The organism is Agromyces cerinus subsp. cerinus (genome assembly GCF_900142065.1).
Taxonomy (GTDB): Bacteria; Actinomycetota; Actinomycetes; order Actinomycetales; family Microbacteriaceae; genus Agromyces; species Agromyces cerinus.
In genome coordinates, this window is the sequence record NZ_FSRJ01000004.1 from 265459 (window position 1) to 279684 (window position 14226).

12 protein-coding genes are annotated in these 14226 nt (G+C 71.2%); 3 read left to right on the forward strand and 9 right to left on the reverse strand.

Annotated features, from left to right (window positions below):
* Window positions 1-110 precede the first annotated feature (110 nt).
* Both BUR99_RS15490 and BUR99_RS15495 read right to left on the reverse strand, forming a co-directional pair.
* A complete protein-coding gene (locus tag BUR99_RS15490) occupies window positions 111-920 on the reverse strand; it encodes an ABC transporter permease (RefSeq protein ID WP_074261621.1) in 810 nt (269 codons plus the stop codon).
* 5 nt (window positions 921-925) lie between these two features.
* On the reverse strand, window positions 926-1834 hold the full coding sequence (locus tag BUR99_RS15495) for an ATP-binding cassette domain-containing protein (RefSeq protein WP_074261270.1): 909 nt from the start codon (window positions 1832-1834) through the stop codon (window positions 926-928).
* A 117-nt stretch (window positions 1835-1951) separates the two neighbouring features.
* Here BUR99_RS15495 and BUR99_RS15500 point away from each other — a divergent pair, with 117 nt between their 5' ends.
* Window positions 1952-2938 (forward strand): TetR/AcrR family transcriptional regulator, encoded by a 987-nt coding sequence (locus tag BUR99_RS15500; protein WP_084184057.1) that lies wholly within the window; start codon window positions 1952-1954, stop codon window positions 2936-2938.
* A gap of 25 nt (window positions 2939-2963) precedes the next feature.
* On the opposite strand, the gene prmC is transcribed toward BUR99_RS15500, so the two are convergent.
* The gene (prmC, locus tag BUR99_RS15505; RefSeq protein ID WP_074261622.1) at window positions 2964-3812 is read right to left on the reverse strand and encodes a peptide chain release factor N(5)-glutamine methyltransferase; all 849 of its coding nucleotides are present in this window, start codon (window positions 3810-3812) and stop codon (window positions 2964-2966) included.
* A gap of 121 nt (window positions 3813-3933) precedes the next feature.
* Between prmC and cysK the strand changes: the two genes are divergently transcribed.
* Both cysK and epsC read left to right on the forward strand, forming a co-directional pair.
* Window positions 3934-4869: a cysteine synthase A gene (gene cysK, locus BUR99_RS15510; protein WP_074261272.1), complete on the forward strand. Its 936-nt coding sequence runs from the start codon at window positions 3934-3936 to the stop codon at window positions 4867-4869.
* Between the two features lie 85 nt (window positions 4870-4954).
* Complete coding sequence (gene epsC, locus BUR99_RS15515) at window positions 4955-5533, forward strand: serine O-acetyltransferase EpsC (protein ID WP_074261273.1); 579 nt, start codon at window positions 4955-4957, stop codon at window positions 5531-5533.
* A gap of 86 nt (window positions 5534-5619) precedes the next feature.
* On the opposite strand, the gene prfA is transcribed toward epsC, so the two are convergent.
* The 6 genes from prfA to lysA all read right to left on the reverse strand — a co-directional run bounded on the left by prfA (window position 5620) and on the right by lysA (window position 14199).
* Window positions 5620-6696 carry a peptide chain release factor 1 gene (prfA, locus tag BUR99_RS15520; protein WP_074261274.1) on the reverse strand — a complete coding sequence of 359 codons (1077 nt, stop codon included), beginning with the start codon at window positions 6694-6696 and terminating at the stop codon, window positions 5620-5622.
* Window positions 6697-6703: 7 nt separating this feature from the next.
* Complete coding sequence (gene rho, locus BUR99_RS15525; RefSeq protein WP_074261275.1) at window positions 6704-8914, reverse strand: transcription termination factor Rho; 2211 nt, start codon at window positions 8912-8914, stop codon at window positions 6704-6706.
* Window positions 8915-9402: 488 nt separating this feature from the next.
* Complete coding sequence (thrB, locus tag BUR99_RS15530; protein ID WP_074261276.1) at window positions 9403-10374, reverse strand: homoserine kinase; 972 nt, start codon at window positions 10372-10374, stop codon at window positions 9403-9405.
* Window positions 10371-11471, reverse strand: coding sequence for a threonine synthase (gene thrC / locus BUR99_RS15535; protein ID WP_234980883.1), 1101 nt, complete (start codon window positions 11469-11471; stop codon window positions 10371-10373). The genes thrB and thrC overlap by 4 nt, the downstream gene beginning before the upstream one ends.
* Window positions 11468-12778, reverse strand: a complete 1311-nt coding sequence (locus tag BUR99_RS15540; RefSeq protein ID WP_074261277.1) for a homoserine dehydrogenase — start codon at window positions 12776-12778, stop codon at window positions 11468-11470. Before BUR99_RS15540 ends, thrC begins: the two co-directional genes overlap by 4 nt.
* Window positions 12775-14199 (reverse strand): diaminopimelate decarboxylase, encoded by a 1425-nt coding sequence (lysA, locus tag BUR99_RS15545; RefSeq protein ID WP_074261278.1) that lies wholly within the window; start codon window positions 14197-14199, stop codon window positions 12775-12777. Before lysA ends, BUR99_RS15540 begins: the two co-directional genes overlap by 4 nt.
* Window positions 14200-14226: the final 27 nt, after the last annotated feature.

Consider the following 14226-nt stretch of genomic DNA (forward strand, 5'->3'; position numbering starts at 1 on the left):
GACCAGCGCCCCGGGGCGGAACCGCGATGAGCAGCGGCGCCGTGCTGAGCCCGTCGAAGGGATGCCGCGGCGCAGGCGTGCGCCGCGGCATCCGCTGCCGCCCGACCGCCTCAGCGGCGGCCCGCCCGGCGACGGAACAGCCAGCCGCCCCAGACGACGGAGACCACGACGATGCCGACGCACCAGCCGATCGCCCACCAGGCCGAGTCGCCGATCGGCGTGCCCATGAGCAGGCCGCGGATCGTCTCGATGACCGGCGTGATCGGCTGGTTCTCGGCGATCCACTGCAGCCACCCGGGCATCGTCTCGACCGGGACGAACGCGCTCGAGAGGTACGGCAGGAACAGCAGGATGAAGCCGTAGCCGCTCGCCGCCTCGGGGCTGGACGCCGCGAGGCCGATCGCCGCGAACAGGTAGGTGATCGCGAGGATGTAGAGCGCCACGAGGCCGAACACGGCGAGCCATTCGAGCGGGGTCGCGCTCGGCCGGAATCCGACGAGGAGCGCCACCGCGATGACGACGCCCGTCGCCACGAGGTTTCTGGCGAGGCTCGCCACGACATGGCCGGTGGTCACGGCGCCGCTTCGCAGCGGCATGGTGCGGAACCGGTCGATGATGCCCGTCGTCATGTCGCGGGAGACCGAGATGGCCGTCGACGAGGCGCCGAATCCCGCGCACAGCAGGATGATGCCGGGCACGACGTAGTCGACGTAACCGCCCGACGGGTCGATCGCGTTGCCGAAGATGAAGGTGAACATCAGCATGAGCATCGTCGGCAGCAGCACCGCCATGAGCATGGCGTCGATGTCGCGCACCGAGTGGCGGAAGCTGCGGGCGATGAACGTCGACTCGGCAGTGAAGGGGCCGAGCTCGGCCCGGACCGGGGCGGAAGCGGTCGGCAGGGTCGTGATGGTCGTCATGGTGGTCACTTCGATTCGATGAGTTCGGGGGCGGATGCCTCGGCGCCTGCGGTGATCGCGAGGAACACGTCGTCGAGGCTCGGGCGACGGATGGACACCTGCGCCCCCTCGACCGCCGCGGCCGGAGAGTGGTCGAGCAGCTCGATGGCGGCGCGCAGTCCGTGCACGCTGCCGTCGGTCGGCAGTTCGAGCAGCACTTCGCCGTCGGCGCCGCGGAGTTCGACGACGTCGCCGCCGATGCGGGCCTTCAGCTCGTCGGCGGTGCCCTCGGCGGCGATGCGCCCGCGGTCGAGCACGGCGATGCGGTCGGCGAGCCGGTCGGCCTCCTCGAGGTACTGCGTCGTGAGGAAGACCGTCGTGCCGGCCTCGGCGAGCGAGCGGATCACGTTCCAGAGCTCCTGGCGGCTCCGCGTGTCGAGCCCGGTGGTCGGCTCGTCGAGGAACAGGATCGGCACGTCGACGACGAGGCTGAGGGCGAGGTCGAGGCGGCGGCGCATGCCGCCGGAGTAGGTGCCGAGACGTCGGCGCGCGGCATCCGTCAGGTCGAACCGTTCGAGCAGTTCTGCGGCGCGGTCCCGCGCCGCCTGCCGGCCGAGGCCCGAGAGCCGTCCCATCATGACGAGGTTCTCGGTGCCGGTGAGCACCTCGTCGACGGCGGCCGACTGGCCGGTGAGCGCGATGCGCTGCTTCACCTCCTCCGGCGATGCGGCGACGTCGAAGCCCGCGACCCGCGCCACACCGGCATCGGGTTTCACGAGCGTCGTCAGGATGTTGATGGTGGTCGTCTTGCCGGCGCCGTTCGGGCCGAGCAGGGCGAACACCGACCCCGCGGGCACGCTGAGATCGAGGCCGGCGAGCACTTCGGTCGAACCGAAGCGCTTGCGAAGCCCGTGCGTGTCGATCGCGACTGACATGGATCTCTCCTGTTCTCTCGTCTGCGTATGGCGCAAACTGTTTATGTGATGCACTGTTGTTTAAGTAATACACAGTTCTAGACTGTCGTCAACACCTTCTCGAGAACGGACCCCCCAGTGAGCCCTGAGCGTGTGAGCCCCGAGCGACGCGATCCCGAACTCCCTCGCGGGGTGGCCCTCGCGTGGGGCGTCGCGGCGAACCCGCAACGCGGGCCCAAGCGGGAACTCTCGATCGAGCGCATCGTCGACGCGGCCATCGAGATCGCCGACGCCGAGGGCATCGGGGCGGTGTCGATGAGCCGGGTCGCCGCCTCGCTCGGCTTCACGACGATGTCGCTCTACCGCTACGTCACGAGCAAGGACGACCTGATCCTGCTCATGCAGGAGGGCGCCGTCACGCCGCCCGTTCCCGACGAGACCGTCGAACGCGGCTGGCGCGCCGGCATCACGGCCTGGGTGCTCGCGATGCGCGCCGCCTACCGCGAGCACGCCTGGCTCGTCGACATCCCGATCTCGGGCGCGCCGATCACGCCCAACAGCCTGCTGATCGTCGACTGGTTCCTGCGCGAGGTGCGCTCGCTCCCCCTCAGTGACGGCGAGAAGATGTCGACCCTGCTGCTGCTCACGAGCTACGCCCGTGCGACCGGCGCGCAGGAGCGCGACATCGGCACGGCCGCTGCAGCGGCGGCCGACCCGGCGGATGTCACGGGCGCGAACTACTTCGAGGCGCTCGCCGAGCTGGTGACCCCCGAACGCTTCCCGTACCTGAGCCCGCTCCTCGCCGCCGGCGGCTATGTGGCGGAACCCGGCACCGACCCCGACGACAGCGACGACGACTTCTCGTTCGGCCTCGAGCGCATCCTCGACGGCATCGAGTACCACGTGGGCCGGGTCGAGTCGGGTGCAGCCACCGCCGCCGCCGAGCCGCTGCCGCCGACGCTCGAGCTGCCCCGCGACAAGCAGGTGCGCGAGGCGGCGAAGGCCCGTCGCGAGGCCGAGAAGGCGCTGCGCGAGGCGCAGAAGCGCGAACGCGAGGCGATCAAGCACGCCCTCGAGCGCGAGAAGATCGCGCGTGAGAAGGCGGAGCGGGCGAAGAAGGAGTAGCGCTCAGGCACTCCCCGCCCCATGCTCAGCGCACGGCCGTGGTCGCCCGATCACGCGTGGTGAGGTCGCGATGGTGGGCGATCGCCCGCCAACCGTCGGCCGAGAGGATCTCGGCGATCGCCGCCGACTGCTCCTCGCCGTGCTCGATCACGAGCGCGCCACCCGGACGCAGCAGCGCGAGCGCGCGCCGGGAGAGCACCCGAACCACGTCGAGCCCGTCGGCGCCGCCGTAGAGCGCCGGCTCGGGGTCATGGAGACGCACCTCGGGGTCGCGCGGCATCTCGCGGAGCGGCACGTAGGGCGGGTTCGACACCACGACCGCGACCCGGCCGTCGAGTTCGGGCAGGGCGTCGGCGAGGTCTCCGAAGACGAGCTCGAGATTCGGGGCGGCCACCTCGGCGACGTTGCGCCGCGTCCACACGAACGCCTCGGGCGACTTCTCGACCGCCCACACCCTCGCGTGCGGCACCTCCGTCGCGAGTGCGAGCGCGATGGCGCCGCTGCCCGTACCGAGGTCGACGCCGATCGGCTCGGGCTCCGCCGCCGACGCGAGCGCGTCGATGGCGAGCTGGGCGACCTGCTCGGTCTCGGGCCTGGGCACGAAGACTCCGGGGCCCACCTGCAGTTCGAGGTGGCGGAACGCCGCACGCCCGGTGATGTGCTGCAGCGGCTCGCGACCGGCCCGGCGCGCGACGAGCTGCGCGAGCGCAGCGGCATCCGCCTCGCCGACCTCGGCGCCGACGACCATGCGCGCCTGCACCGCCCCGCGGGAGAGGCCGAGGACGTGACCGATCAGGAGCTCGGCATCGACCTCGGGATCGGGGACGCCCGCGGAGGCGAGCGTCGACACCGTCTCGTCTCGGAGCTCGCGCAGTGATCGCGCTCGGGCGTCTGAGGTCGTCGTATCCACGCAATGGAATGTAACGCACTCGCCTCCATGCGAGCCGAAGCCTAGGCTGAGGCCGTCTTCACCACCCGAACCGAGAGGCACGCCCATGGCTCAGATCTACGAGAACATCACCGAGGTCGTCGGTCGCACGCCGCTCGTGCGCCTGAACCGCCTCACCGAGGGCGCCGGAGCCACCGTGCTCGCCAAGCTCGAGTTCTACAACCCCGCCGCGAGCGTGAAGGACCGCATCGGCGTCGCCATCATCGACGCGGCCGAGAAGTCGGGCGCCCTCGTTCCCGGCGGCACCATCGTCGAGGGCACGAGCGGCAACACCGGCATCGCACTCGCCCTCGTCGGCGCGGCTCGCGGCTACCGGGTGATCCTCACCATGCCCGAGACGATGAGCATCGAGCGCCGCGTGCTGCTGCGCGCGTACGGCGCCGAGATCGTGCTCACGCCCGGCTCCGAGGGCATGAAGGGCGCCGTCGCGAAGGCCAACGAGATCGTCGAGGCCACGCCCGGCGCGATCCTCGCCCGCCAGTTCGAGAACGAGGCGAACCCGGCGATCCACTACGCGACGACCGGCCCCGAGATCTGGGCCGACACCGACGGCGGCGTCGACATCCTCGTCTCGGGCATCGGCACGGGCGGCACGATCACGGGCGCCGGCCGCTACCTCAAGGAGCAGAAGCCGGGCCTCACGGTCGTCGCCGTCGAGCCCGCCGACTCCCCCATCCTCACGCAGGGCACGCCCGGCCCGCACAAGATCCAGGGACTCGGCGCCAACTTCGTGCCCGACGTGCTCGACCGCGAGGTCTACGACGAGGTCATCGACGTCGCCACGAGCGACGCCATCGCGACCGCGCGCGCCCTCGCGACCGACGAGGCCATCCTCGGCGGCATCTCGTCGGGTGCGGCCGTCTGGGCCGCCCTCGAGGTCGCGAAGCGCCCCGAGAACGACGGCAAGACGATCGTCGTCGTCGTGCCCGACTTCGGTGAGCGCTACGTCTCGACGGTGCTCTACGAAGACCTGCGCGACTGAGCCGCACCGAGCGCCCGGACAGCATCGACGTGTTGTCCGGGCGCTCGGTGCATCCGATCGACGTACGGACTGATTGACTATCGACGTGACCTTCTTCCGAGCACTCCGCGAGGACATCGCGACGGCGCGCGCGCACGACCCCGCATCCCGCGGCAACCTCGAGGTGTTCCTCGCGTACTCTGGCCTGCACGCGATCTGGGGCTACCGCCTCGCGCACGTGCTCTGGCGCGCCGGGCTGCGCCTGCCCGCCCGCGTCCTCTCCCAGCTCGTGCGGTTCCTCACCGGCGTCGAGATCCACCCCGGCGCCACCATCGGCCGCCGGTTCTTCATCGACCACGGCATGGGCGTCGTCGTCGGCGAGACGGCCGTGATCGGCGACGACGTGATGCTCTACCACGGGGTCACCCTCGGCGGGAAGGCCGCCCGCGGCGCCGAACGCGGGGCGAAGCGGCATCCGACCCTCGACGACGGCGTCACCGTCGGTGCGGGCGCGAAGGTGCTCGGCGACATCACGATCGGCGCGTGGAGCGCGATCGGCGCGAACGCGGTGGTCACGAAGGACGCCCCGGCGCACTCGCTCGTGGTCGGCATCCCCGCGTCGTTCAAACCGCTCACGCACGAGACGGCCGACGCCGCCCGCGGCATCCACGACTGGCACATCTGAGCGCTCGGCGACGAAGCAGCACGCCGGAACGAACGGATGCCCCGGACACTCGAGGTGTCCGGGGCATCCGTTCGTCGCGTCTGCGGCTACTGGTCGCCGAGGTGGGCCAGTCGCGCCTCCTCGTCGGCCTGGATGGCCGACTCGATGATCGGTTCGAGCGCGCCGTTCATGACCTGGTCGAGGTTGTAGGCCTTGTACCCGGTGCGGTGATCGGCGATGCGGTTCTCGGGGAAGTTGTACGTGCGGATGCGCTCCGAACGGTCCATCGAGCGGATCTGCGACTTGCGGGCGTCGGACGCCGCCGCCGCGATCTCCTCCTGCTGACGCGCGAGGATGCGGGCGCGGAGCACGCGCATCGCGGCCTCGCGGTTCTGCAGCTGCGACTTCTCGTTCTGCATCGACACCACGATGCCCGTGGGCAGGTGGGTGATGCGCACCGCCGAGTCGGTCGTGTTGACCGACTGGCCGCCAGGACCCGATGAACGATAGACATCGATCTTCAGGTCGTTCTGGTTGATGTCGACCTCTTCGGGCTCATCGACCTCGGGGAAGACGAGCACGCCCGTCGTCGAGGTGTGGATGCGCCCCTGCGTCTCGGTGACGGGCACGCGCTGCACGCGGTGCACCCCGCCCTCGTATTTCAGGTGCGCCCAGACGCCCTGCGACGGGTCGGTCGCGTTCGACTTGATCGCGACCTGCACGTCCTTGTAGCCGCCGAGGTCGGACTCGTTCTGATCGAGGAGCTCGATCTTCCAGCCCTTCGACTGCGCGTACTGCATGTACATGCGGAGCAGGTCGCCGGCGAAGAGGGCGCTCTCGGCGCCGCCCTCGCCGCCCTTGATCTCCATGATCACGTCGCGGCCGTCGTCGGGGTCGCGCGGGATCAGGAGTCGGCGCAGCCGCTCCTGAGCCGTCGCGAGCCCCTCTTCGAGCGCGGGCACTTCGTCGGCGAACGCCTCGTCCTCCTTCGCGAGTTCACGCGCGGCGGCGAGGTCGTCCTGCGCTTCGAGCCACGCCGAGTGCGCGGAGACGATCCGGCTCAGCTCGGCGTAGCGCCGGTTGACCTTCTTCGCACGCGCGGCGTCGGCGTGGAGCGCCGGGTCGGCGAGCTCCTCTTGCAGCTTCGCGTGCTCGGCGAGCAGGCTCTGGACGGACTCGAACACGGATGCCTCAGCGGTGGTCGGTCTCGTGCCCGTGCGAGTTGCCGTGACCGGTGGCGACCGGCATCGACTTCTGCATGAGCATGAGGAACTCGACGTTCGACTGCGTCTCCTTCAGGCGACCGAGCACGGCTTCGAGCGCCTGCTGCTGCTCGAGCCCGGCGAGGGCGCGGCGCAGCTTCCAGGTGATCTTGACCTCGTCGGGCGAGAGCAGCATCTCTTCGCGGCGCGTGGACGACGCGTTGACGTCGACCGCCGGGAAGATGCGCTTGTCGGCGAGCTGACGCGAGAGGCGCAGCTCGGAGTTGCCGGTGCCCTTGAACTCCTCGAAGATCACCTCGTCCATCTTCGACCCGGTCTCGACGAGCGCCGTGGCGAGGATGGTCAGCGAGCCGCCGTTCTCGATGTTGTGGGCAGCGCCGAAGAAGCGCTTCGGCGGGTACAGCGCCGAAGCGTCGACGCCACCGGAGAGGATGCGACCGGATGCCGGTGCCGCAAGGTTGTAGGCGCGGCCGAGGCGCGTGATCGAGTCGAGCAGCACGACGACGTCGTGACCGAGCTCGACGAGGCGCTTCGCGCGCTCGATGGCGAGCTCGGCGACCGTCGTGTGGTCTTCGGCCGGACGGTCGAAGGTCGAGGCGATGACCTCGCCCTTCACCGTGCGCTGCATGTCGGTGACCTCTTCGGGGCGCTCGTCGACGAGCACGACCATGAGGTGGACCTCGGGGTTGTTGATCGAGATCGCGTTGGCGATCTGCTGCAGCACGATCGTCTTGCCGGCCTTCGGGGGCGCGACGATGAGGCCGCGCTGGCCCTTGCCGATCGGCGCCACGAGGTCGATGATGCGCTGCGTGAGCTTGGTGGGCTCGGTCTCGAGGCGCAGGCGCTCCTGCGGGTAGAGCGGAGTGAGGCTCTGGAACTCGACGCGAGCCGCGGCCTCGTCGGTCGTCTGACCGTTGATCGAGTCGACCTTGACGAGCGCGTTGTACTTCTGACGGCTGTTCGAGTCATTGTCGCGCGGCTGCTTGATGGCGCCGACGACCGCGTCGCCCTTGCGCAGGTTGTACTTCTTCACCTGGCCGAGCGAGACGTAGACGTCGCTCGGGCCCGGGAGGTACCCGGTCGTGCGCACGAAGGCGTAGTTGTCGAGCACGTCGAGGATGCCCGCGATGGGGATCAGCACGTCGTCGTCGAGGATCTCGGGCTCGAGCTCGTCGCCCATGCCCTGGCCGCGGCGCTTGCGGTCGCGGTAGCGGTTGCGACGGCCGCCTTCGCCGTCGAGCTGGGCCTGACCGTCACGGGCCTGGCCGTCACGGGTCTGACCGTCACGGGCCTGACCGTCACGCGCCTGACCGTCACGGGCCTGACCGTCACGGGCCTGACCGTCGCGGGCCTGACCGTCGCGGCCACGGCCCTCGCCCTGCTGCTTGGACTTGTCGGCGTCGCCGCCCTGGCGGGGCTCGCCGGAACGGCCGCCCTGCTCGTCGCCCTTGCGGGCCTGCTCGCCGTTCTGGCGGTCGTTCTGACGACCGCCCTGGCGCTCGCCCTGCTTCTGCTCGGTCTTCTGGGCGTCGTCGCCGCGCTCGGCGCGGTCGCCGCGCTCGCCACCGCGACGACCGCGGTTGCGGCTGCGGCCCTGGCGAGGCTCTTCGGATGCTGCGGCGTCGCCCTCGCCCTCGGCGGGCTTGGAGCCGCGTGCGCCCTCACCGGTCGCTGCGGCGAGCTCTTCGCGCACCGCGGCACGTGCCGCCTCGCGGGCGTCGTCGGTCTCGGTCGCGGGGGCGGCCTCGGGCACGAGGCCGACACCGGCGCCGCCGGCGTTGACGTGCTGCACGGCCGAGGTGGTCGCGCTCGTGGCACGACGCGGCTGGCGGCGCTGACGCGTCGGCGCGGTGGCGACGGGCGCTTCGGCCGGAGCCTCGGTCGCCACGTCGGCGGCCGCGGTCTCGGCGGGAGCCTCGGCCGCAGCGGGCACGTCGAGTTCGACGGGAGCGGCCTGCTCGGCCACAGGGGCCTCGAGCGGCTCAGCCGATGCGGAGGCGCCGCCGTCGGCCGCCGAGGCCTGGTGCTCGGAGATCAACTCCACGAGTTCTCCTTTTCGGCGCTTCGAACCGCCCGCGAGGCCGAGGGATGCGGCGAGCTCCTGGAGCTCGGCGACCTTCATGGCGGACAGGCGGGCGGTGTTGGCCACGCGGTCGGCGTGGTCGGTTCCGTTGGTCACTGGGTATGTTCCTTTCCCCTGTCGCAAGAGTTGCGGATTCAGGAGAGCTGATCGCTGGCACGAACGATGCCGGTGCGCACAATGGCGCAGACACGCGCGAGAGCGAAAGCAATAGATTGCCGGGAATTGCACGAGCGAGCTGGGACGCGAACAGTGCGTCACCTGCCGGGTGCGTGGTCAGTCTAACATCCCCGAGCCGTTCGTCCCGCCACGCGACGCGCCTGTGGAGAGGATGCCGCGCGGGCGATGTTCGCCGTGCGGCTGCCGCCTTTCGCTCTCCGGTCTTCCGCGAGAGGCGGCGTCACCCTTCCGGGTCTCCCGGGGACGCTGCGCGGCGCTGGGGCGCCGCGGAAGCTGGGGCTGCCGCCTTGCGCTCTCCGGTCTCCCGCGAGGGGCGGCGTCACCTTTGCGAGTCTTCCGCAGACGCTGCGCGGCGCTGGGGCGCCGCGCGAACTGGGGCTGCCGCCTTTCGCGACGGCTTCAGACCGCTACGCGCTCTGAACCGTCGCGCCCTTGAAGTCCACGGCGAGCGGCAGGGCCTGCCAGGCGGTGTCGGCGGTGGCCTCGACGAGGGCGATGGCCGCAGCGCGTTCGCTCGGGTCGCTCGCGAGCACGAGGATCGACGGCCCGGCACCGGAGACGACCGCCGGATGCCCCGCCTCGCGGAGCACTCGGATGAGTCGGTCGGTCTCGGGCATCGCTGCGGCACGGTAGTGCTGGTGCAGCTTGTCTTCGGTGGCCTGGAACAGCAGCTCGGGGCTCTGGATGAGCGCGGCCACGAGCAGTGCCGAGCGCGAGACGTTGAACACGGCGTCCTCGTGCGGCACCGACTCGGGCTGCAGCGAGCGCGCGAGCGCCGTCGACATCTCGTGCTCGGGCACGAGCACGAGGGGCGAGACGCCGCGGTGCACCATCAGCTTCTTGTGGCGGGGACCCTCGGGAGTCACCCAGGCGATCGTGAGCCCGCCGAAGAGGGCGGGGGCGACGTTGTCGGGGTGACCCTCGAGCTCGGTGGCGAGGTCGAGCAGCTCGTCGGCGCTGAAGTCGACGATGCCCTCGAGCAGCCCCTTGGCCGCCACGACGCCGGCGACGATCGCGGCGCCCGACGAGCCGAGGCCGCGGCCGTGCGGAATGACGTTGTGCGCGACGAGCTTGAGGGCCGGCATCGGCACGCCCGCACGGGCGAAGGTGTGGGCGATCGCCCGCACCACGAGGTGCGACTCGTCGAGCGGCACCTCGCCCTCGCCGACGCCGTGCACCTCGATCTCGAGCCCCGGGGCGTCCGGTGCCGTCGAGGCATCCGGAACCGAGACCTCGAGCTCGTCGTACCTGGCCAACGCGAGCCCGAGCGTGTCGAACCCGGGGCCCAGGTTGGCCGAGGTCGCCGGCACCTTGACGATGACGCGGCGGCCGGTCAGCGACGTCGCGACGTCGCCGGAGGCGACGACCGCGGCGGTCATGAGCTGAGTCCGAGCACCGAGGCGATCTGCGCCGTGTCGACCGGAACGATCGTCGGCTGCACGTCGGAACCGTCGGCGGTGCGGAGCGCCCACTGCGGGTCCTTCAGTCCGTGGCCCGTGACCGTGAGCACGACGCGCGCACCGGCGGGTATGACCCCGGCGGCGGAGCGCTCGAGGAGACCGGCGACCGAGATGGCCGACGCGGGCTCGACGAAGATGCCGACCTCTGCGGAGAGGATGCGCTGCGCCTCGAGGATCTTGTCGTCGTCGATCGCGCCGAAGTAGCCGTCGGTCTCGTCGCGCGCCTGCAGCGCGAGCTCCCACGATGCCGGGTTGCCGATGCGGATGGCGCTCGCGATGGTGTCGGGGTCCTTCACCGGCTCGCCGCGCACGATCGGTGCGGAGCCCGAGGCCTGGAAGCCGAACATCCGCGGCATCCGCGTGGCGTTGCCTGCAGCGATGTCTTCACGGTAGCCGCGCGTGTACGCGGTGTAGTTGCCGGCGTTGCCGACGGGGATGAAGTGGAAGTCGGGCGCGTCGCCGAGCGCCTCGACGACCTCGAACGCCGCCGTCTTCTGCCCCTCGATGCGGTCGTTGTTGACCGAGTTCACGAGGTGCACGGGGTAGTTCGCCGCGAGGTCGCGGGCGATGTCGAGGCAGTCGTCGAAGTTGCCCTGCACCTGCAGCAGCTCCGCGTTGTGGGCGATGGCCTGGCTGAGCTTGCCCATCGCGATCTTGCCCTCGGGCACGAGCACCGCGGCCTTGATGCCGGCGTGCGTGGCGTAGGCCGCCGCCGATGCGGAGGTGTTGCCGGTCGACGCGCAGATGACGACCTTGGCGCCGTGCTCGACTGCCTTCGTGACGGCCATGGTCATGCCGCGGTCCTTGAAGGAGCCCGTGGGGTTCATGCCCTCGAACTTCACCCAGACGTCGGCGCCGGTGCGGGCCGAGAGCGCCGGCGCCGGCAGGAGCGGCGTGCCGCCTTCACCGAGGGTGACGATCGGAGTCGCGTCGGTGACGTCGAGCCGGTCGGCGTACTCGCGGATGACTCCGCGCCATTGACGCGAGTTGGCCTTGGGGGTGATGGGGGTGTTCACACTGCTCCTTCGACTCGGAGGACGGACGCGACGGATGCGACGACGGGGCTCTGAGCGAGGGCGGCGACGGTCTCGGCGAGCGCGGACTCCTTCGCCTCGTGCGTCCCGATCACCAGCGTAGCCCGCTCGGAGCCCTCGCTGACGGTCTGCTGCAACTGCTCGACGGAGACGCCGTGGTCGGCGAAGGTGCGGGCGATCTGCTCGAGCACACCGGGTTCGTCGGCCACCTCGAGGGTGATGGCGTAGCGCGTGGTGATGCGGCCGATCTCGAGCACGGGCAGCGCCGCGTGCGTCGACTCGGCCGTGCCCGGGCCGCCGATGACGTGCCGGCGGGCGATCGCCACGAGGTCGCCGAGCACGGCGGAGGCGGTCTGCACTCCCCCGGCACCTGCGCCGTAGAACATGAGGGGCCCGGCAGCGGATGCCTCGACGAACACGGCGTTGTTCGCGCCGTGCACGGCGGCCAGGGGGTGGCTACGGGGCACGAGCGCCGGGTAGACCCGCGCCGAGACGCCCTCTTCGCCGGTCTCGGCGTCGGTCAACCGCTCGCAGATGGCGAGGAGCTTGACGACGTAGCCGGCGCGGCGTGCGGAGTCGACCTGCTCGGCCGAGACGCCCGTGATGCCCTCACGGTGCACGGCCTCGACGGGAACGCTCGTGTGGAACGCGAGGCTCGCGAGGATCGCGGCCTTCTGCGCGGCGTCGTAGCCGCCGATGTCGGCGGTCGGGTCGGCCTCGGCGTAGCCGAGTTCCGTCGCCGTCGCGAGGGCGTCCTCGAGGGAGGCGCCCGTCTGGTCCATGCGGTCGAGGATGAAGTTCGTCGTGCCGTTCACGATGCCGAGGATGCGGTCGATGCGATCGCCCGCGAGGCTGTCGCGGAGCGGCCGGATGATCGGGATGGCCCCGGCCACGGCGGCCTCGTAGGAGAGCTGGGCGCCCACCTGCTCGGCTGCGGCGAAGAGCTCGGGACCGTGGCTGGCGAGCAGCGCCTTGTTTCCCGTGACGACGTCGGCGCCCGACGCGATCGCCTGCAGCACGAGCGTGCGGGCCGGCTCGATGCCGCCCATGAGCTCGATGACGATGTCGGAGCCGAGGATGAGCGCGTCGGCGTCGGTCGTCAGGAGCTCGCGCGGCAGCTCGGCGTCGCGCTTGGCGTCGACGTCGCGCACGGCGATGCCGACGAGCTCGATGCGGGCGCCGATGCGCTGGGCGAGCTCGTCGGAGTGCTCGAGCAGGAGGCGTGCCACCTGGGAGCCGACGGAGCCCGCTCCGAGCAGGCCCACTCGGATGGAGCGGTACTCGATCATGCAGGGTTCCCTTCGATGGCGCGGTCGTACCCGGCGGATGCCTCGAGCCCGGCGTCCCGGGCGAGCAGCTGCGCCTCGGTCTCGCCGTGCACGATGACGCGGGCCACGCCGTCGCGGACGGCGACGACCGGCGGCCGGGGCACGTGGTTGTAGTTCGAGGCGAGCGACCAGCAGTAGGCGCCGGTGGCCGGCACGGCGAGCAGGTCGCCCGCTGCGACGTCGCCCGGCAGGTACTCGGCGTCGACGACGATGTCGCCCGACTCGCAGTGCTTGCCTGCGACCCGCACGAGGGCGGGCGCCGCGTCGGAGACGCGGGAGGCGATGCGGGCGGAGTACTCGGCCCCGTAGAGCGCGGTGCGCGCGTTGTCGCTCATGCCGCCGTCGACGGAGACGTAGTGGCGAACCCCGCCGTCGATCGGCACGGGCTTGATGGTGCCGACAGTGTAGAGCGTGACACCCGCGGGGCCGATGATCGAGCGGCCGGGCTCGAAGGCGAGCTTCGGCACGGGCACGTCGTGCTCGCGGCATCCGTTCGCGACGGCGGCGACGATGCCCTGCGCGATCTCCTCGATCGGGGCGGGCTCGTCGGCGGCGGTGTAGGCGATGCCGAAGCCGCCGCCCAGGTTCAGCTCGGGAACCGGGGCCGCCTGCGAGAGCTCCGCATGCACGCCGAGCAGTCGCTCGGCCGACTCGGCGAAGCCCGCAGCGTCGAAGATCTGCGAACCGATGTGGCAGTGCAGGCCGAGGAACTCGAGCGAGGCGTGCGAGCGGATGCGGGCGCCGAGCTCGACGGCGCGGTCGAGCGGCACGCCGAACTTCTGGTCCTCGTGCGCGGTCGCGAGGAACTCGTGGGTCGAGGCGTGCACACCGCTGTTGACGCGGAGCCGCACGGGCTGCACCCGGCCGGCGCGCGCCGCGGCATCCGCGACCCGCTCGATCTCGATCTCGCTGTCGATGACGATCACGCCGACGCCCACGGCGATGCCGCGCTCGATCTCGGCGAGCGACTTGTTGTTGCCGTGGAATCCGATGCGGGCCGGATCGGCGCCCGCCGCCAGCGCGACGGCGAGCTCGCCGCCGGTGCACACGTCGACCGCGAGTCCCTCGTCGGTCACCCAGCGCACGATCGCCCCCGAGAGGAAGGCCTTGCCGGCGTAATAGACCGTCACAGTCGTGCCGATGGATGCCGCGGCGTCGTGGAACGCCCGCTTGGTGCGCGCGGCACGGGCGCGCGCCTCGGCCTCGTCGACGACGTAGAGCGGAGTGCCGAACTCGGCGGCGAGCGACGCCGCGTCGCGGCCGGCGATCACGAGCCGGCCGGCCTCATCGCGGGCGGCGGTCGACGGCCAGACGAGCGGCGCGAGCGCATTGGCGTCGTCGGGCGCGCTGAGCCATCCGGGAAGGGATGCGGTGGATGCCACGGGGGAACCTCACGGACGAAAGACGAT